The organism is Trinickia sp. Z7 (genome assembly GCF_056498045.1).
Window position 1 is genome coordinate 305,600 of record NZ_JAUEQW010000005.1, and the last position, 17,377, is coordinate 322,976.

The following is a 17,377-nucleotide window of genomic DNA, read 5'->3' on the forward strand; positions in this document are numbered from 1 at the left end:
CGAGGCAAGAAGCGACCATGGACGAAGAGCAGTTGCGCAAAGACATCATCGCCGTGCTGCGCACGATCTACGATCCCGAAATTTCCGTCAACATTTTTGACCTCGGGTTGATCTACATGCTCGACATCGACCCGGAAGGGACCGTGCAGATCGAGATGACGTTGACCGCGCCGGCCTGCCCTGTGGCCGGCACCTTCCCTGGCGTTGTCGAAGGCCGCGTGGCCGAAGTGCCGGGCGTGAAATCGGTGCATGTAGAGCTGGTATGGGAACCACCGTGGAGCATCGATTCCATGTCGGATGAAGTGAAGCTAGAGCTCGGACTGCTTTAAACGGTTTTTCCAACGCCTGCGCTTGGGTCGCCCGCAATACGCGGCGGCACACGATGGCTCACGTAAATTCTTTTATTCGATCGGCCTCGACGCGACCGCATACGGTTCCCGCACGAAGCGCCGCACAAAAGCTTCGCTGATCTACCGGCGAACGAAGAACCTTCGGGCGGTGCAGTTGCTGCTCGGACCTACGAAGCTGGAAAGCACTGTCCATGCCTGACAAATACTCCTGGGACATACGCGCCAGCGCACATACCCGGGTGCATGTCCATTCGATGATCGTCGTTGCCAGCCATGGAACGCTTCGTCGGGTAATGCGGGGGAGTATCGATGCTCGATGCGGCATTGTGGCAACGGCCGCGGCCAACCATGAAATTCTGGCGATTGGCGCGCATAAGGGAGCAAAAACTAATGAATACCATCGATACGGGGCTCATCGCATCCATCAGTAACGTGGCCGCTCACTCTCCAGGCTTCACCCATGTAGTTGAAACGGTCGTGAGTTCGTACATCGCCAAGGGCGTCGTGTTGGTTGGGCTGCTATGGTGGGTCTGGTTCAAACCCGAACGTGCGGAAGGTCCCGACCGTGAAGCCATCCAGCGATACCATCGCGAACTCGTCGTGATCGCCATCGTGAGCGGCCTCATCGCGCTGGCGGCGGGACGCCTGCTTGCGCACAACCTACCGTTTCGCCTGCGGCCGATGTATGAACCGGCGCTGCGTGCGTTCTATCCGGAGGCCAACGTGGAGGAGCCGGTGCTACGAACGTGGAGTGCGTTTCCGAGCGATCACGCCATGCTCTGGTTCGCAGTTGCCATGGGCATTTTGCTAGCGTCGCGGCCCGTTGGGATCTACGCACTCTTGCACGCCGTGGTGCTGATCGCCTTGCCGCGCATCTATCTCGGCTTGCATTACCCGACGGACGTGCTGGCCGGCGCCGCGCTTGGCATCGGCATCACGTGCGTGCTGAACGCTAGGGTGATACGCACGCGCATCGCCGCCCCGTTTCTGGCTTTCGCGCAGCGCTATCCGGGCGTGTTTTATGGTGCCTCGTTCGTCCTTAGCTTCGAGTTGGCCACACAGTTCGACGAGTTGCGCGTGTTGGCGCACGGTTTGATACACGGGATGTAGCTACGCGTCGTAGCTACCAATCAAATGTGTAACAGCACGATACGCGACGGCACACGAGGGCACGCACAAATTCTTCTATTTCAGTGAGTTAGCGCTCGTTCAGACACACACCGAGACACCCAGAAACACCCCTCGCCTTAAGTTTGGCTTAATTCTGGGCTGCGACTATGCAGCCATACCACCCCTGTTGAGCCGCCGGAGCATCGGCGGCGTTTTTTTAGACTCCTTCACGCGGCGGCCGCACGGCCCTTGCGGCGCCGTAAAACGGAAACGGAACGGCAATGATCGAAGATACGGTGTTCAAGCATCTGCGCACGAAGCTCAAACGCGAGCATGCGTTGCCGGTCCAAAGCTGCCGTGTATCCATGCCGGTGCAGCGCCCTTGGGGGCGCACCTATCGATTGGTCGAATGGACGATGTACAAAGACGCGCCTTCGCATCGCTGTGTCGTGCCGGCCGAGTACACCGACACCGACATCGCACGCCTCGTCGCATCGCACATCCCCGGGCGGCTCTACGTCAGCGAAGTGTGCTGAGTCCCCGCCGCCTCATCCCCTAGCTCGTCCGCGGCTTCGGCTGAGCCGCGCCCAAGGCGTGATGGCCGCGCGCTCGATGACGCACCGCCTCGTTCTCTGCTAGGCTGGCGGATCCACACCTACATTCCAACGTTTTTCGATGGACAACACCTTCAACGAGCGTGGCGTCATGATCACGCGCAACGGGCTGAGCGCGGGCGGCCAAATCTTCTCGTTGCGCGAAATCCTCGACGCACGTACGGAGACGATCCAAAAGAACAAAATCGTGCCGCTCTCGCTTTCGCTCATCGGCGCTATTGCCGCCATCACGGGCGGCGTGCTCGGTTCCGGTGCCGGTTTGACGCTTGGCGTCATGCTGGCCGTCGTGGGGATGCTCGCCTGGTCGACGCAAGACATCACGCACCGGCTCATGCTAGTAACGCACACCGGCGACCGAGAAGCACTGTCCAGCCCCGACCTCGCTTTCGTCAAACGCGTCGAGCAAGCGCTACAAGGCGCGCTCGAAGCATTGCGCCAAGCCGCCGCCCAGCAGTCTGCCTCGTAGCGCTCGTTCGGCGCCGCCGGCCCGTTACTTACGCAGCGCGTCCCGCTTCGTCCTCGTCGACGAGCAATGACTTGACGCGCCAAATGTTGCGCGCGTATTCGGCGATCGTCCGGTCCGACGAAAAACGCCCCATTCCCGCCACGTTCTCGATGGCGCTCGCCGTCCATGCCCGCGGGTCGCGAAAGCGCGCGTCCACCGCATCCTGCGCGTGCGCGAACGCGGCGAAATCGGCCAGCACCATGTAGTGATCGCCCCAATCCACCAGCGTGTGAAAGATGTCGGAGAAACGGTGAGGGTCGCCGTCGGAGAAGTAGCCGGTGCGAATCTGATCCAAAGCCAGGCGCAACTCGGGATCGCGCTCGTAGATCTCCCGCGGCCGGTAGCCCGATGCGCGCAGCTCGCTCACGCTGTCGGCAGTGTTCCCGAAGATGAACATGTTCTCGCGCCCCACTGCCTCGCAGATTTCGATGTTCGCCCCGTCCATGGTGCCGATCGTGAGCGCACCGTTGAGCGCGAGCTTCATGTTGCCCGTGCCCGAGGCTTCGGTACCGGCCATCGAGATCTGCTCCGACAAATCGGCAGCGGGAATCAACATTTCCGCCACGCTAACGCCGTAGTTCGGCACGAACACGACTTTCAACCGATCGCCGATGACCGGATCGCGATTGACCTTCTCGCCCACGTCGCCGATCAGCCGGATGATGGTCTTCGCCATCTTGTAGGCCGACGCCGCCTTACCGGCGAAGATCACGACGCGCGGCACCCAGTCCTCGTTCGGGCGAGCGCGGATGCGGTTATAGCGGACGATCACATGCAGCACGTTCAACAGTTGCCGTTTGTACTCGTGAATCCGCTTCACCTGCAAATCGAACAGCGCATCCGGGTGGATGGTGCAGCCCGTTTCGTGCAGCAGATGCTGGGCGAGGCGAATCTTGTTGCGCCGTTTGGCGGCGCGAAACTCCGACGCAAACGCGCTGTCGTCCTTGAACGCTCGCAGCTTGCCGAGCTCGAACAAATCGGTGCGCCAGTGCGTGCCGATACGCTCGTCGATGAGTGTCGACAACGGCCGGTTGGCTTGAGAAAGCCAACGCCGCGGCGTGATGCCGTTCGTCACATTCGTGAAGCGCTCGGGAAAAAACCGCGCGAACTCGCTGAAGAACTCGCGTTCCATCAATTGGGAGTGCAGCTTCGATACGCCGTTCACCTTCTGGCTAGCCACGATCGCGAGATGCGCCATCCGCACGCGCCGCTGCCCGTATTCGTCTACGAGCGACACGCGCCGAATCACCTCGATGTCATGCCCGAAATGCTCGCTCGCTTCCTTCAAGAAACCGGCATTGATCTCGAAGATGATCTCGAGATGGCGCGGCAACAAACGCGCGAGCAAATCGACGTCCCAAGTCTCGAGCGCTTCCGGCATCAATGTGTGATTCGTGTAGGAGAACACCTGATGCACCATTTTCCAGGCGCGCTCCCACGGCACGTGATGTATATCGACGAGCAGGCGCATGAGTTCCGGAATCGCGAGCACCGGATGCGTGTCGTTCAGATGGATCGCCACCTTTTCCGCGAAGCGGCCGAATGTGCTGTGCGTGCGCTGATAGCGGCGAATCAGGTCTTGCATCGTGGCCGAAACGAAGAAGTACTCCTGACGCAAACGCAACTCGCGGCCGGCGGGGGTCGAGTCGTCCGGATAGAGCAACCGCGACACGTTCTCCGAATGTTCCTTCGCTTCGACTGCGCGCCGATAGTCGCCCTGGTTGAATGCGGATAGATCGAGTTCCTCGGTGGCCCGGGCAGACCAAAGCCGCAGGGTGTTGGTCGCGCTCGTGCCGAAGCCTGGAATGACCGTATCGAACGCCATCGCATTCACATGCTCGGTATCGATCCACTCGCTGCGTCCATCGCGCACGACCGTGCGTCCGCCGAAGTGCACGATGTACTGCACCTCGGGACGCGGAAACTCCCATGGGTTGCCGGCGCGCAACCAGTAGTCAGGCGTCTCGATCTGCTCCCCGTCGACGATCTGCTGACGGAACATGCCGTACTCGTAACGAATCCCGTAGCCGAATCCGGGAATCGCAAGGGTGGCCATCGAATCGAGGAAGCAAGCGGCGAGTCGGCCCAGGCCGCCGTTACCGAGCGCCGCGTCCGGCTCGAGATCGACGAGCGCCTGCATGTCCACGCCCAGGCTCGCCAGCGCTTCTTTCATTTGGTCGTAGATGCCGAGCGCGAGCAGCGCGTTGGTGAACGTGCGCCCGATCAGAAACTCCATCGACAGGTAATACACCCGCTTGACGTCTTGCTCGTATTGCTGCCGCGTGGTTTTCATCCAACGGGCGACGAGCCGGTCGCGGACGGCGAGCGCGGCCGCATTGAGCCAATCTTGCGGTCTGGCGGCCACGGCGTCTTTGCCGACGCCATACATCAACCGATTGGAGATAGAGCGCCGAAGCGCATCGACGGTACTGTTGAGCTGGTCGAACTCCAGATCGACGGCTGTCATCGAACTCCTCCTCGTGGGCAAACAGCGGCATGCGCTTTGCTGACGAGCGGCGCTTCGCGCCTACCGCGTGAACGTTCAGGTTACGCTCTTTTGAGCGCGCGCGAAGCCGATGCTTCCATCCATGCCTCGTGTATCGCATCCCGCGTGTTTCGACCGACGTTGGCGCATCGATCCTCACGGCCTAGTATTAGTATGGAACGCATGCGCCCCCTCCTCGGAGATCCGTATGACAACGCACACGAACATCCATTCGGTCTTGGGCATGCTGCACGCGCAGGAACTCCTGACGCTGTCGATCATCCGCGCACTTCCTCCCGATACTCGATGCAAAATCGCCGACGAGTTGAAGGTTCACGCCGAGCTCGCGGCTCAGCCTCAATCCAACGCGCCCGGCGAACGAGACACGCTCGAAGCGTTTCGAGCCAACGTGCGACGGCTGTCGATCTTGCTCGCCTCGCTGGCGTGAATCATCCGCACGCGAATGCGAGCACAACCGGTGCCTGCGCCGGAGGCGGTGTCAGCGAGGTAGATAAGCCAAGGGGTCGACGGGCTTGCCTGCGCGGCGGATTTCGAATTCCACCGTGCCGCGCCCCGAGGTATCGGCGCCCATCTCGGCGATCTGCTGGCCTTTCTTGACGGTATCGCCCTCTTTGACGAGCACTTCGCCGTTCACCGCGTAGCCCGTGACGACGTCGCCCCCGTGCTTGACCACGACGAGCGACTTGTATTGGTCGACGCCCGTGCCGACATAAATGACGCTGCCGTCGGCCGAAGCCTTGACGGGCTCGCCGGGCCGCCCGGTAATGACGATGCCCTTGACGTTGCCGGCATCGGTCAGCCGCACCACTTGCCCGTAAGCGGGCCACGCCGGGCGCACGATCGGTGCATCGGCCGGGTTTGCGCCGGTGCCGGCACTGACATTGGCGCCCGGCTGCGGCGCCACGCGCAGCACTTGACCGGGCGTTAGCCTAGCGGTGCTGGGCAGGTTGTTCCACGCGGCCAGGTCGTCGACATGCTGGCCGAACGCCATTGCGATGCCCGGCAGCGTATCGCCGGGATTGACGCGGTAAAAGCCTGCCGGCACGCCGGGGCGTTGCTGCAGTGCGGATTGCGATGCGAAAGGCGACTGCCCGAGCCAGTCGGTCGTTGCACAGCCGCCCAAAAAAGTCGCGCCGGCCAGCGCCAGCGCGAGCTGCGCCCATGCCGGGCATTGTCGTGCGGGAATGGTCACCGTGTTCACCCTCGGCCCTCGATCGATGCGATGTTGCACTCAGAACTCGCGAGCGCCGCTAGCCTACGAGCAGCTTGCGGCGTTCGCCCGAATCTCCGACTTTCGCGGCCCTTTGAAGGTCCTTCAACGGTGTTGCCGATGATGATGATGACGGCCTGCCGCAGTCGTGTTCGGCGAGGATCGCACACCCTGGCGGGAAAAAGCAAAACGAAACTGGCCCGCACCCCCTTGCGGGAGCTGCGGGCCAGTGTGCTCGGAACCGGCCGCTCCGCTCATCGAGAGCGTGTGCGGCAGGGTTCCCGTCTACGGCTGTAAAGCTTAGCGGCCGAAATACAGCGGCTGTGCGCCGTCGGCGCTAGCGGGCTGCACCTGCATGCGCGCCCCGGACTGCACGGAACCGGCCGCCACGCCGCCGTAGCCGCTCGTTTCGCCCGTCGCGCCAGCCGCGCCCTGTTGTTGATGGACACGTTGCTCCGCCGCTTGGATGTCCTCCGGGTAGTACGCGTCTTTCGCCGCGGGGTTATACCCGGCTTGCTCCAACTGGATCAATTCTTGGCGCACTTGCGCGCGCGTCACCGGCCCGTTATCCGATTGAGCGAACGAAGCGAGGGGGATCGACAAAGCGGAAGCCGCAACCATTGCATACGCGAGTGATTTCATGATGAACCTCCGAAAACTGTGATTCGCCACGTGCGGGGCGCCGCGGCGGTTAACCACAGTCTAGGCAGCGGATCACCTAGGGAAAACCCCTCATTCGATCAAATTGAATTTCGCTACCAGCAACAATGACAAATCGTTACCAAGGTTTGCTGTGCAAAATCGCTGTAATCGATTTCTGCCGGCGTCCGTGCGCATTTAGGACCAATCGGCGTGAAAGCTCCCCTCCCGGTCGATTCGTTCGAACGTGTGGGCGCCGAAGAAATCGCGTTGTGCCTGCACCAGGTTCGCGGGCAGACGCTCGGACCGGTACGCGTCGAAGTAAGCGATAGCCGACGCAAACGCCGGCACGGGCACGCCCGCCGTGACGGCGGCCGCCACGATCTCGCGCAGCGCCGCTTGATAGCTTTCCGAAACCTGACGGAAATACGGGTCGAGCAATAGGTTTTCCAGTGCTCGGTCGTGCGCGTAGGCATCGGTGATCTTCTGCAGAAACCGAGCACGGATAATGCATCCCGCGCGAAAAATCTTGGCTATGCCGCCCAAGTCCAACCCCCAGCCATATTCTTGCGACGCCGCGCGCAACTGCGCAAAGCCTTGCGCGTAGGAAATGACCTTGCTCAGATACAGCGCACGACGCACCGCTTCCACGAAGGCAGCGCGGTCGCCGTCGAACGGTTTGCGGGCCGGGCCGGACAAAACCTTGCTCGCGGCGACGCGCTGATCTTTCAGCGACGACAGCACCCGGGCGAACACCGATTCGGTAATGAGCGGCAACGGCACGCCGAGGTCCAGCGCGTTTTGGCTGGTCCACTTGCCGGTGCCCTTTTGCGCCGCCCGATCGAGAATCATGTCGACGAGTTCGCGGCCCGTTTCGTCGTCACGCTTACCGAATATCTTTGCCGTGATCTCGATCAGATAACTATCGAGTTCGCCTGCGTTCCATTGCGCGTACACCTTCGCCAATTCGGCGTTGGTCAGCCCGGCCACTTGCTGTAGCACCGCGTAGCTTTCGGCAATCAGCTGCATGTCGCCGTACTCGATGCCGTTATGCACCATCTTCACGAAGTGGCCAGCGCCATCGGGGCCGATGTAGGCAACGCAGGGTTCGCCGTCGGGCGCCTTCGCGGCAATCTGCGTCAAGATTGGCGCGATCAAGTCGTAGGCGTCGCGCGGGCCGCCCGGCATGATCGCAGGCCCCTTCAGCGCTCCCTCTTCTCCCCCCGATACGCCCGTGCCGATGAAATGCAGGCCGGCTTGCGCGAGTTCCTGATTGCGCCGCACGGTGTCGGTGAAATGCGTATTGCCGCCATCGATCAGTACGTCGCCTCGATCGAGCAGCGGCTTGAGAGCCGCGATCGTCGCATCGGTCGGCTCGCCGGCCTTGACCATCATCAGGATGCGCCGCGGCTTCTCCAGTGAATCGACGAACTGCTCCAGCGAGTATGCAGGGACGAGCTTGCGATCGGGAAATTGTGCAACCAGTTCATCGGTCTTCGCGCGGCTGCGATTGTAGACCGCCACCGCATAGCCGCGGCTTTCGATATTGAGCGCTAGGTTGCGGCCCATCACTGCGAGACCGATGACGCCGATGGCGGGTTTGGTCATTTGTCGAATTCTCCAAGAAACGGGCAAGGGCGCGTGCAACGCCCCGCCACGACGGCTCGGCCGTCAACGATAAGAAACCGGGGAAGCGAGTTGCGCAGCCACCGCGCTCAATGCGTCGCCGCACGGCGACTCTATCTTCAGCGCAAACAGCGCGTCGGCACGGGTGCGCCCGATGTTGATCGCGGCGATCGGCGTGCCCGCCTGCGCCGCCCACCGGCAAAAGCGATACCCGGAAAAGACCATCAGCGAGGAGCCGACGACGAGCATGGCATCTGCCGCTGCGAGCGCCTGCTCCGCCGCGGCCACCCGTTCGCGCGGCACGTTTTCGCCGAAGAACACGACATCGGGCTTGAGCATGCCGCCGCAATCGGGGCAATCCGGCACGCGAAAGCGATCCAGCGCCTCCCATTCCAGATGAGAATCGCCATCGGCCGAAACCGCGGCGCTCACGCCGGTCAGGGCGGGATTGTCACGAAGCAGCAAAGTCTGAATCGCGGCGCGGTGGTGACGCGCGCCGCAGCTCAGACAGATCACCGCGTCGATGCTGCCGTGCAGTTCGATCACTTCGGCGCTGCCCGCGCGTTGATGAAGACCATCGACGTTTTGCGTCACCAGCCGCGTGATACGGCCTGCGGCGCCGAACCGCGCCAGCGCGCGATGCGCGGCATTGGGCTCGGCGCAAGACAACATCGGCCAGCCCACCATGCTGCGCACCCAATAACGCCGCCGCGCGTGCTCGGAATCGCGAAACGCTTGCCATTGGATTGGTTGCGCGCGCATCCAATCGCCGTTCGCGTCGCGATAACCCGGAATGCCGGACCCGACGCTGACACCTGCTCCGGTCAGCACGAACAATCGCTCGTGGCGCGCCATGAACGCGCGAAGTGCATCCAACGCAACGGCGCTCGACGCCTGCTCGGCAGGCAAAGGCTCGGCGAATCGAATCGAAAGGGACGATTCGGTCATGATGGGCGGCAACTCCTTTCACGGCTTACGGCCCGCAGGGACAACGACGCGAATTTTACGCCGTTCGGCGCTGGCGCGTCATTGCAACGCGCACCGGCCGAAGGTGGCCCCAAGCCTACAGCCTTTCGCCCGCCAGCCGCGCAGCGAGAAAGTCGATCAACAGACGTGTCCGTGCGGGCATGCGACGCGTGCGCACCCACAGTGCGAATAGCGGCAAAGGCGCCGGCTCGTATTCCGGCAGCACGATGCACACGCGGCCCGCTTCGACGGCTTCCCGGATTTGCCAAAACGTAGCGAGTCCGACGCCGAGCCCTCCCGCGACCGCCGCATTGACGGCCGCCACCTGATCGCTTTCGAAGCGGCCCGATACGGTGACGACCCGCTCCTCGCCCGTGCGTGCTTTGAAAGACCACCGGCAGGGGTGCGTCACTCCGGTTCGCACGACGCACGCGTGGGAGGCGAGGTCTTCGGGCGCTTGCGGATGACCGTGCGCGGCAAGATAGGACGCGGACGCGAAGGCGACGCGCCGAACCTCGGCAAGTTTGCGCGCCACCAATCGCGAATCGGGCGTCTCGCCGATACGCAGCGTCACGTCGGCGCCGCTCGCGGCGGGATCGCTGAAGCCGTCTTCAAGTTCCACCGTGGCGCTCAAACCGGGATGCCGTTGCAGGAATTCGGCAAGCAACGGCACGACGTAAGCGGGCCCGAACAGCGTCGGCGCGTTCACGCGCAGGTTGCCTGCGAGCCGCTTCGCGTCTTCGGCCAGTTCCGTTCGTGCGATCTCGAGATCCGCGAGCGCGGCCTTGACGCGCGCATAGAATCGCTGCCCTGCCTCGCTCAATTGCGACGTGCGCGTAGTGCGCACGACGAGGGTCGCGCCCACGGTGCTCTCGAGTGTTTGCAAGCCGCGACTCACTGCTTGCAACGACCTGCCGAGCCGTCGCGCCGCCGCCGTCAAGCTGCCTTCCTCCGCAATCGCAACGAAAGTCTCGAGTTCGCGCAATGATTGCATCCGATTCTCCCGATTTTATGGATTATGTATCAATGCTTCCGTCGATTACTCGCATCGAACGAGAGAGTAGCATCGACAGCGTTCGTCTCCCAACATGGATCAAAAGGCAAAGACATGAATTCCTGTCCGCTGGCCGCCACGCAGGCAGCCGCGCGCGGCGTCCCGACGTTGCTGTTCGGCGTGCTCGTCGGAATCGCGGTGCTCCCGTTGTACGCATCGCAAGTCATGCTCGAAGCGCTCGATGCGTCGCTGCATCTGCACTCATGGACCGCCCTAGTCACCGCGCTGACGATGCTCGGCTATGCGGCCGGTCTCGTCGCACTGGTGCCGCTCGTCGATCGGCTACCGAACCGCCCACTGATCATCGCGACGCTGACGGCGCAGGTCGTTTGTCTCATCGCCGCCACCAGCGCTCGTGCGCCGTTCGTCTTTCTCGCCGCTTCGTTCGCGATCGGCGTCACGGCGAGCGCAATTCAGATGCTGGTGCCGGCCGCCGCCTCGTTGGCGCCGCCCCAAGCGCGCGGCGCCGTCGTAGGCAACGTCATGAGCGGCCTGATGCTAGGCATCCTCTTCTCCCGCCCGCTCGCCAGCCTCGTTACGCGCTACTTGGGATGGCGCGGCTTTTTTTTCGCGGACGCCGCGATCCTCGCAGCCGCCACCGCGTGCGCCGCGCCACGTCTGCCTGTTCTCGTGCCGCTCGACCGGCCGTCTTACCGTTCGCTGATCGCCTCGCTCGGACGGCTCGTCGTGACGACGGAGGTCCTGCGCCGACACGCGCTATATCAAGCGCTTTTGATGATCGGCTTCAACGCGTTTTGGACGAGCATTGCCGTTGTACTGTCCGGTGCCCCGTTCCATTGCAACGCGGCGCAAATTTCCGCGTTCGCGTTGGCGGGCGCGGGTGGCGTCGCGGCCGCGCCGCTGGCGGGCTTCGCCGCCGATCGAGGCTATTCGAGGCAGGCAAAATATGCGGCCCACTCCATTGCGATCGTCGCCGTGCTCGCCGCCGCCTGGGCGCTGACGGCTAGCCTGCCGCGCACGACAGCGATCGTAGTGGCCGCAGCGGCGGCCTTTTGCCTCGATGCAGGTGTCATCGCAGATCAAACGCTCGGGCGGCGAGCCATCAATTTGCTGCCCGCCGAATCGCGCGGGCGTGTCAATGGGCTCTTCACCGGCCTATTCTTCGTAGGGAGCGCGCTAGGCGCGGCTCTCTCCGGGCCGGTATCGGCTCAGGCCGGATGGCTTGGCGTCAGCGCCGTCGCATTCGCCGCATTCGCCGCCGCGGCCGCCATTCATCGAATGCATTGCAGTGAACGTTGTCCCGACCCACCCAGGTTCGATTAGGAGAATCCAATGAACTGGACTCGTGCAAACGTCAGATATCGATCGGTCGACATTGACGGTCTCGACATCTTTTATCGCGAAGCCGGCCCCGAGCAGGCACCGATCCTGCTGTTGCTGCACGGCTTTCCGTCGTCGTCCAGGATGTATGAAACGTTGTTGCCGCCGCTTGCGGATCGATACCGCCTCATCGCGCCCGACTATCCGGGGTTCGGGCATAGCACGGCCTTGCCGCCGAGCGAATTCGTCTACACATTCGATCATCTCGCCCAGGTGATGCAGCGCTTCGTCGATCGACTGGCGCTCGATCGCTTCGCCCTGTTCGTCCAAGACTATGGCGGCCCTATCGGCTTTCGGCTAGCGCAGGCACAGCCTCATCGGATTCGCGCGATCGTCGTGCAAAATGCCGTCGCGCACGAAGAGGGCCTCGGTCCCCTCTGGGAGACGCGCAAAGCGTTCTGGGCCAATCGCGCAAGACATGAAGCCGCATTGCGCGCCAACCTCCTTTCGTTCGATGCGACTCGACTGAGGCATGTCGGGCACACGCCGCACCCCGAGCGGTACGATCCGGACGCATGGCACGACGAGTTCGCGTTCTTGTCGAGCCCGGGCCAAATCGACATTCAAACCGAACTGTTTTACGACTATCGGACCAATGTCGAGCGTTATCCGCAGTGGCAACACTACATGCGCGAATATCGCCCTCCCATGCTCGTTCTCTGGGGCACATACGATCCTTCGTTCACCGTGGCCGGAGCGCACGCCTACCAGCGCGATGTTCGCGATGCGCAAGTTCATTTGCTGGAAGCCGGGCATTTCGCGCTCGATGAGGCGTGCGACGAAGTGGCCTCGCACACGCGGCGGTTCTTGGCGTCGCTCGACGACGCAACGCATTGACCGGGCAGCGCCGTGGCTTCGGCAATCCGCACTCGTTAGCCGCGCTCTCCGGCGGCGAAGAGACGGCCCGCGCTGCACGGCGCTACGGCCGTGCGCATTCGCTAAATCGCTAGATCGCTACAGCAGCGGGCATGCGGTGACGCTATTGCCGAGCTCGGCGCACGTTCGCTCGTATTCGCGCAAGTACGCGCGCTCGTCTTCATCGAGCAGCTCGAGATCGATGAGGTCCCAATCGTAGCCCACCGCGACGAGGTTCTCGAACTCCACTTTGCCCCTTTCGCGCGAACTGGGATGGATCACGACGACGTTTTCGATGCGCACGCCGCCCCTGCCCGCCACATAGATGCCCGGCTCCACCGAAACGACGGCGTTCGGCACGAGCGCATAGCGCGATCCGGGCGCAAAGCGCACACCGCCTTCGTGCACGTGAATGCCGATTCCATGCCCCGTGCCATGGTTGAAGTCATAGCCACGCGCGCGGCAGACATCGCGCACGGCTCGGTCGACGTCTTCCCCTGTGGAATCGCCGGGAAAGCGCGTCACGAGCCCCTTGATGCACGCCTTGAGCGCGACCGTATAGATTTCGCGCTGCCACGGCTGCGCGTGCGTTGCCGCATCGGTCTTGCGCAGCACTACGCGTGTGCAGTCCGTCGCGAAGCCGCTTTCGTAGTAAGCCCCGCTGTCGAGCAGCACGAGTTGGCCATCATCGAGCACGATGTCCGGGCTGGCGGCCGCGTAGTGCGCCAATGCGCTGTTCGGGCCATGCGCGGCGATCGTCGTAAACGTGAGCCCAACCGCGCCGCGCGCGCCGTAAGCATCGTTGATCCGCCGCGCGAGATCGTGTTCCGAATGGCGCTGCCCAGGCTCGCCGTACTTGGCCCAGCGCATCGTCTGCGCGATCGCGGCGCTGCTGCGCGCAAAAGCGTCGCGGAATCGATCGAGCACCTGCGGCGTCTTGGACGCGCGCATCGCCTCGACCGGGCTGAAATTCGTATGGCGCGCGTCGGGCCAAATCCGGCGCAACGCATCGGGCATCGCGCAATTGACGGCGTCGGCGCTGTAGCAAACCTGATCGACGTCGAACAGCGCAAGGAAACGGCCGAGCGCAGCCAGGTCGTTTCGGAACACCTGCAGCTTCGGATAGGCTTCGAGTTCGACTGGGCACCGCTCGCAGCCCTCGGGCAAAAACAGCGCCGCTTGATCGCCGATGACGAACAAGTAACCCAGGTGCGACGACGCATTCGGCATATGGTAGCCGCGGCTGTTCAACAGATGGCCGATGTCGTCCGCGGCGCAAGTAAGCCAGCAAAGGCGGCCTTTCGGTGCGCGCAGCTCGGCACGCAAACGATCGTTCAACGTCTTGATGTTCGCCGTTACGCTCACGCCCGTCACGGACTCGGGCAGCTCGAATATCGGCCGCTCGACCTGCCACCCCGGCAACGCGATGGCACGATCGATTTCGCGCGCCGCCAGGGCTGTCCACCGCTGCGCCGCATGGCGCGTACCATCGAACAGCCGGTCCCGCTGGGCGGCGCTCACGCGCAGCGCGTCATACCCTAGCGAGCGCAATGCGCCGGCATGCTTGGACACCCAATCGACCAGCGCGCCCCAGATCGGTACGCCGAGCTCCAGCTTTTCCAGCCGCACGTGCGCTCTGTCGCACTGCGACTCGGCCTGCAAATGGTAGCGGCCGTCGACGAACAAGATAAAGCGGGGGCTGCCGATTTCCGCCGCCGCGGCGGCGCTCAGGAATATTCCCGATCCCGCCGACCCGTCGAATCCGGTCAACGCGAAACGCTGACTATTGCGGCGCGGCACGTATTCGCTGATGAATTCGTCTTGCGACGTGACGACGAGCGCGTCCAGTTCCATTCGATCGAGCCATGCGCTCAGACGCTCATGCGTTTGCGCCACCGAAGGTTCGTAGGCCGCCAGATCGGAGAAGTTGTATTTAAGTCGATCGATCATCGCATCAGCTCGTTCTGTCCATGCCGGCATGCTCGCCATGCACCCCATATATCGATGGCAAAAACTACCGTCGGCGCGAATTTACGTCAAGCTAAAATTTAGGTGGGACTAAAAAAACGGCTCGAATGCCCCGAACGACGGCGTTCTGGGAGCGCGGTACAATGCGCGCTTGCGGCGGCGCGGTCCGCGGCGCCACCGTGTTGCGTCGGTGCGGTACGGCGGCGGTGCGGCCGCCCGCGAACGCCTCCAAGAGGATTCATGGATTCGGATATCAACCATATCGGCCAGCGCATTCGGCGGCTGCGGCGCGACTCGAAAATGACACTGCTGGAAGTCGCGACGGCGTCGAGCCTATCGGTGGGCTTCTTGTCGCAGGTAGAGCGCAACCTCACCGGCATTTCGATCTCATCGCTCGTGAACGTCGCCAAAGCGCTGGGCGTGCCGCTTGGCGCATTGCTCGAACAGCCGCGCCAAGCACAACCCGATTCGCACGCCGGGCGCCGCGAATCGTATCGCGTCGGCCCGATGCGCCAGCGCTACGAGCGGCTGTCGACCACCTTCGACGGCAGTCAATTGAACGCCGTCAAAGTGCAAATGCTGCAAGGCTATAGCTCCGAATGGGTCGCGCACAGCGGCGACGAGTTCGTGTACGTGCTCGCGGGCCAAGTGCGTTATACGCTGCGCAAGAAAGACTACCTGCTGTCGGCGGGCGACTCGCTGCATTTCGATGCGCACGAGCGGCACCGGGTGATCAACGTCGGACCTGAGCCGGCGGAAATGATCGTCGTCGGCACGCTGCCCTTGTTCGATGACGATCGGTCGGAGTTCGCGCCGGTCGACGTCAAACGAAGCTCGTCGCGCACGAACGCGGCCAAAAAGAAAGCGGCCACGCCACGCGCTGCAACCGCTAACGCCGCGCAGGGCAAGCAGCCCGCTGCGAAAGCGAAACGCCCGGTAAAAGCGAAAACCCCTTCGCCGAAACAAACGCCGCGAGCCGTGACGAAGAAGCGCTGAGGTTGGCGCGTGCGCAGCGTGCGCACCGCCGTTGCGCTCGATGTTCGGCTCGACCTCGACCGGCGGCGTTGTCTCGATCATTCGGAGGATGAAGCCGCCACGGCGCGCCTCTCGCCCGACTTCCAGTGCTGCCGAGCGATCACCACGGCCATGGCCGCCAAAATCGCGAGCGACGCCGAAACGCGGTTCAAGTTGAGGCCGCCTTCGGCGATGGGCTTCGTCAACGTGTCGCCCAAGGTCGCGCCGAGCGGCCGCGTCAATACATAAGCGGCCCAAAACAGCACGCCTACGGGCAGGCGCTTCGCGAAACGCCACGCCAACGCGACGACGAGCAACAACGCAGCGAACACGAGCGCGCCACGCTCGAAGCCAAGTCCCGCACTGTCTGCGGCAAAATCGCCAAGCGCGGTGCCGAGCGTATTCGACACGAGGATCGTGACCCAATAGAACACCTCGTCGCGCGGCCGCACGATGCGGTCGTATTCGATCCGCCCCGCTACGGCCCGCCATAGCGCGAGCACGATCAATACCGCGGCCAAGAGCAGCGCCGAGGACCACACGTACCCAAGGCCCGCCGTCCGATCCAGGAAGTCGGACGTCGTCGTGCCCACGGTCGTGGTGGCGATGACAACCGCCCAATAAGCAGCCGGATGATAGCGGTCCGCCCGGACCTGAACGGTCAGCGTCACGGCGAAGTACACGAGAAAGACGAGGGTCGCCACGGCATAGCCGAGATGAAAGGACATCGAAAGCGCGTCGCCCCCGGTTTCTCCGACTGTCGTCGCCAAAATCTTCACGAGCCAAAATACGGCGGTCGCTTCTGGCACTTTGCTGAACCAGGTGTCGCTATCGTGCCGGTCGGCGATTGCTGTTCGGACGGTCATGCGGTGTTCTCCTAAATCGGTTCGGGGCGGCTGCATGCGAATGCGTCGCATTATCTCCGGATAGCCTTAAGGGACGCTTATCCAGCTCATTGGCATCGGTAGCATCGCGCGGGCCGCGGCCCACCCCGGCGCCAAGCGCACAGGCCTACGCGCAAGGCGCCCTGTCGCCCTGCGGTCACGCTCGCATCGAAGCCGCGACGCACTTGCGAATCGTGTCCCAGGTTCGGGTCGTGACGTCCTTGCCGAACGTTTTCTCGAGCAGCCCCAACGATGTCGGAGCGGTGGGACTCGGCACGTAAGCGGCGAACGCGTGATGTTCGCAGGCCGAAAAAACGCTGACGTCGTTCAGAGCGAGCGGTAACGACACCTCGTGCCGCGCGGGGTCGCGAAAGAACGTCACGATGCGCTTTGCACCGGCCGGCACGTCGAATTGGGCGTAGGGATCGGTATCGAGCATCCCTTGCAACTCGTCGGTGCTGCGCACGATCGTCAAAAAGCTGCGCGGCAAGTGGGACTGCATCGCTGCTTCCGCTTTGCGCTCGATCGCCCCGATCGATGTCGCGCGCGTCTGGAACACGACGTTGCCGCTCGAGCGCACCGTTTTCACCGCATCGAAACCCGCGCCTTCGAACGCCCGTTTCAATTCGGCCATCTTCGCATTCATGGGGCTGACGCCGCGGAGAAAGGCAACATATCGACGCACGGGGCGATGTCCTTTAGGAAGCTGAACAGGGAGGCAGCCCGAGCGCACGC

General features: G+C 63.1%; 17 protein-coding genes and 1 pseudogene. 9 read left to right on the forward strand and 9 right to left on the reverse strand.

Annotated elements, in window-relative coordinates:
• Positions 1-17 precede the first annotated feature (17 nt).
• The 5 genes and pseudogenes from QQS38_RS12185 to QQS38_RS12205 all read left to right on the forward strand — a co-directional run bounded on the left by QQS38_RS12185 (position 18) and on the right by QQS38_RS12205 (position 2,540).
• Positions 18-329: a DUF59 domain-containing protein gene (locus QQS38_RS12185; protein ID WP_479645686.1), complete on the forward strand. Its 312-nt coding sequence runs from the start codon at positions 18-20 to the stop codon at positions 327-329.
• A 73-nt stretch (positions 330-402) separates the two neighbouring features.
• A pseudogene (locus QQS38_RS12190) lies at positions 403-549 on the forward strand (integrase); the annotation flags it as partial.
• Positions 550-740: 191 nt separating this feature from the next.
• A complete protein-coding gene (locus QQS38_RS12195; protein WP_479645628.1) occupies positions 741-1,460 on the forward strand; it encodes a phosphatase PAP2 family protein in 720 nt (239 codons plus the stop codon).
• A gap of 281 nt (positions 1,461-1,741) precedes the next feature.
• A complete protein-coding gene (locus QQS38_RS12200; RefSeq protein WP_479645629.1) occupies positions 1,742-1,996 on the forward strand; it encodes a DUF2866 domain-containing protein in 255 nt (84 codons plus the stop codon).
• A 139-nt stretch (positions 1,997-2,135) separates the two neighbouring features.
• Entirely contained in the window at positions 2,136-2,540 is a 405-nt protein-coding gene (locus tag QQS38_RS12205) for a DUF6232 family protein (protein WP_479645630.1), read from the forward strand.
• A gap of 28 nt (positions 2,541-2,568) precedes the next feature.
• Here QQS38_RS12205 and QQS38_RS12210 read toward each other — a convergent pair whose 3' ends face one another.
• Positions 2,569-5,046: a glycogen/starch/alpha-glucan phosphorylase gene (locus QQS38_RS12210; protein WP_479645631.1), complete on the reverse strand. Its 2,478-nt coding sequence runs from the start codon at positions 5,044-5,046 to the stop codon at positions 2,569-2,571.
• Between the two features lie 226 nt (positions 5,047-5,272).
• Between QQS38_RS12210 and QQS38_RS12215 the strand changes: the two genes are divergently transcribed.
• Positions 5,273-5,512 carry a hypothetical protein gene (locus QQS38_RS12215; RefSeq protein WP_479645632.1) on the forward strand — a complete coding sequence of 80 codons (240 nt, stop codon included), beginning with the start codon at positions 5,273-5,275 and terminating at the stop codon, positions 5,510-5,512.
• A gap of 51 nt (positions 5,513-5,563) precedes the next feature.
• Here the strand turns inward: QQS38_RS12215 and QQS38_RS12220 are convergent, their stop codons facing one another.
• The 5 genes from QQS38_RS12220 to QQS38_RS12240 form a co-directional block, all read right to left on the reverse strand.
• Positions 5,564-6,286, reverse strand: coding sequence for a peptidoglycan DD-metalloendopeptidase family protein (locus QQS38_RS12220; protein WP_479645633.1), 723 nt, complete (start codon positions 6,284-6,286; stop codon positions 5,564-5,566).
• Positions 6,287-6,595: 309 nt separating this feature from the next.
• Positions 6,596-6,937 (reverse strand): DUF4148 domain-containing protein, encoded by a 342-nt coding sequence (locus QQS38_RS12225; protein WP_479645634.1) that lies wholly within the window; start codon positions 6,935-6,937, stop codon positions 6,596-6,598.
• A gap of 195 nt (positions 6,938-7,132) precedes the next feature.
• On the reverse strand, positions 7,133-8,542 hold the full coding sequence (gndA, locus tag QQS38_RS12230) for an NADP-dependent phosphogluconate dehydrogenase (RefSeq protein WP_479645635.1): 1,410 nt from the start codon (positions 8,540-8,542) through the stop codon (positions 7,133-7,135).
• A gap of 63 nt (positions 8,543-8,605) precedes the next feature.
• On the reverse strand, positions 8,606-9,508 hold the full coding sequence (locus tag QQS38_RS12235; RefSeq protein WP_479645636.1) for an NAD-dependent protein deacetylase: 903 nt from the start codon (positions 9,506-9,508) through the stop codon (positions 8,606-8,608).
• A gap of 115 nt (positions 9,509-9,623) precedes the next feature.
• Positions 9,624-10,520, reverse strand: a complete 897-nt coding sequence (locus QQS38_RS12240) for a LysR family transcriptional regulator (RefSeq protein ID WP_479645637.1) — start codon at positions 10,518-10,520, stop codon at positions 9,624-9,626.
• Between the two features lie 114 nt (positions 10,521-10,634).
• On the opposite strand from QQS38_RS12240, the gene QQS38_RS12245 reads away from it, so the two are divergent.
• Together QQS38_RS12245 and QQS38_RS12250 are read left to right on the forward strand one after the other, a co-directional pair.
• Positions 10,635-11,864 (forward strand): MFS transporter, encoded by a 1,230-nt coding sequence (locus tag QQS38_RS12245; protein WP_479645638.1) that lies wholly within the window; start codon positions 10,635-10,637, stop codon positions 11,862-11,864.
• Positions 11,865-11,873: 9 nt separating this feature from the next.
• Complete coding sequence (locus tag QQS38_RS12250) at positions 11,874-12,758, forward strand: alpha/beta fold hydrolase (protein WP_479645639.1); 885 nt, start codon at positions 11,874-11,876, stop codon at positions 12,756-12,758.
• A gap of 117 nt (positions 12,759-12,875) precedes the next feature.
• Here the strand turns inward: QQS38_RS12250 and QQS38_RS12255 are convergent, their stop codons facing one another.
• A complete protein-coding gene (locus QQS38_RS12255) occupies positions 12,876-14,726 on the reverse strand; it encodes a M24 family metallopeptidase (protein WP_479645640.1) in 1,851 nt (616 codons plus the stop codon).
• A gap of 258 nt (positions 14,727-14,984) precedes the next feature.
• Here QQS38_RS12255 and QQS38_RS12260 point away from each other — a divergent pair, with 258 nt between their 5' ends.
• Complete coding sequence (locus QQS38_RS12260; RefSeq protein WP_479645641.1) at positions 14,985-15,740, forward strand: helix-turn-helix domain-containing protein; 756 nt, start codon at positions 14,985-14,987, stop codon at positions 15,738-15,740.
• A gap of 77 nt (positions 15,741-15,817) precedes the next feature.
• Here QQS38_RS12260 and QQS38_RS12265 read toward each other — a convergent pair whose 3' ends face one another.
• Together QQS38_RS12265 and QQS38_RS12270 are read right to left on the reverse strand one after the other, a co-directional pair.
• Positions 15,818-16,624, reverse strand: a complete 807-nt coding sequence (locus QQS38_RS12265) for a COG4705 family protein (RefSeq protein WP_479645642.1) — start codon at positions 16,622-16,624, stop codon at positions 15,818-15,820.
• A gap of 175 nt (positions 16,625-16,799) precedes the next feature.
• Positions 16,800-17,375: a DUF1697 domain-containing protein gene (locus QQS38_RS12270; RefSeq protein WP_479645687.1), complete on the reverse strand. Its 576-nt coding sequence runs from the start codon at positions 17,373-17,375 to the stop codon at positions 16,800-16,802.
• Positions 17,376-17,377: the final 2 nt, after the last annotated feature.

What these genes read in the sequence shown, in the direction of transcription:
- QQS38_RS12185 (WP_479645686.1), top strand. Translation starts at nt 18, where the DNA reads ATGGACGAAGAGCAGTTGCGCAAAGACATCATCGCCGTGCTGCGCACG.
- QQS38_RS12195 (WP_479645628.1), top strand. Translation starts at nt 741, where the DNA reads ATGAATACCATCGATACGGGGCTCATCGCATCCATCAGTAACGTGGCC.
- QQS38_RS12200 (WP_479645629.1), top strand. Translation starts at nt 1,742, where the DNA reads ATGATCGAAGATACGGTGTTCAAGCATCTGCGCACGAAGCTCAAACGC.
- QQS38_RS12205 (WP_479645630.1), top strand. Translation starts at nt 2,136, where the DNA reads ATGGACAACACCTTCAACGAGCGTGGCGTCATGATCACGCGCAACGGG.
- QQS38_RS12210 (WP_479645631.1), bottom strand. Translation starts at nt 5,046, where the DNA reads ATGACAGCCGTCGATCTGGAGTTCGACCAGCTCAACAGTACCGTCGAT.
- QQS38_RS12215 (WP_479645632.1), top strand. Translation starts at nt 5,273, where the DNA reads ATGACAACGCACACGAACATCCATTCGGTCTTGGGCATGCTGCACGCG.
- QQS38_RS12225 (WP_479645634.1), bottom strand. Translation starts at nt 6,937, where the DNA reads ATGAAATCACTCGCGTATGCAATGGTTGCGGCTTCCGCTTTGTCGATC.
- gndA (WP_479645635.1), bottom strand. Translation starts at nt 8,542, where the DNA reads ATGACCAAACCCGCCATCGGCGTCATCGGTCTCGCAGTGATGGGCCGC.
- QQS38_RS12235 (WP_479645636.1), bottom strand. Translation starts at nt 9,508, where the DNA reads ATGACCGAATCGTCCCTTTCGATTCGATTCGCCGAGCCTTTGCCTGCC.
- QQS38_RS12240 (WP_479645637.1), bottom strand. Translation starts at nt 10,520, where the DNA reads ATGCAATCATTGCGCGAACTCGAGACTTTCGTTGCGATTGCGGAGGAA.
- QQS38_RS12245 (WP_479645638.1), top strand. Translation starts at nt 10,635, where the DNA reads ATGAATTCCTGTCCGCTGGCCGCCACGCAGGCAGCCGCGCGCGGCGTC.
- QQS38_RS12250 (WP_479645639.1), top strand. Translation starts at nt 11,874, where the DNA reads ATGAACTGGACTCGTGCAAACGTCAGATATCGATCGGTCGACATTGAC.
- QQS38_RS12255 (WP_479645640.1), bottom strand. Translation starts at nt 14,726, where the DNA reads ATGATCGATCGACTTAAATACAACTTCTCCGATCTGGCGGCCTACGAA.
- QQS38_RS12260 (WP_479645641.1), top strand. Translation starts at nt 14,985, where the DNA reads ATGGATTCGGATATCAACCATATCGGCCAGCGCATTCGGCGGCTGCGG.
- QQS38_RS12265 (WP_479645642.1), bottom strand. Translation starts at nt 16,624, where the DNA reads ATGACCGTCCGAACAGCAATCGCCGACCGGCACGATAGCGACACCTGG.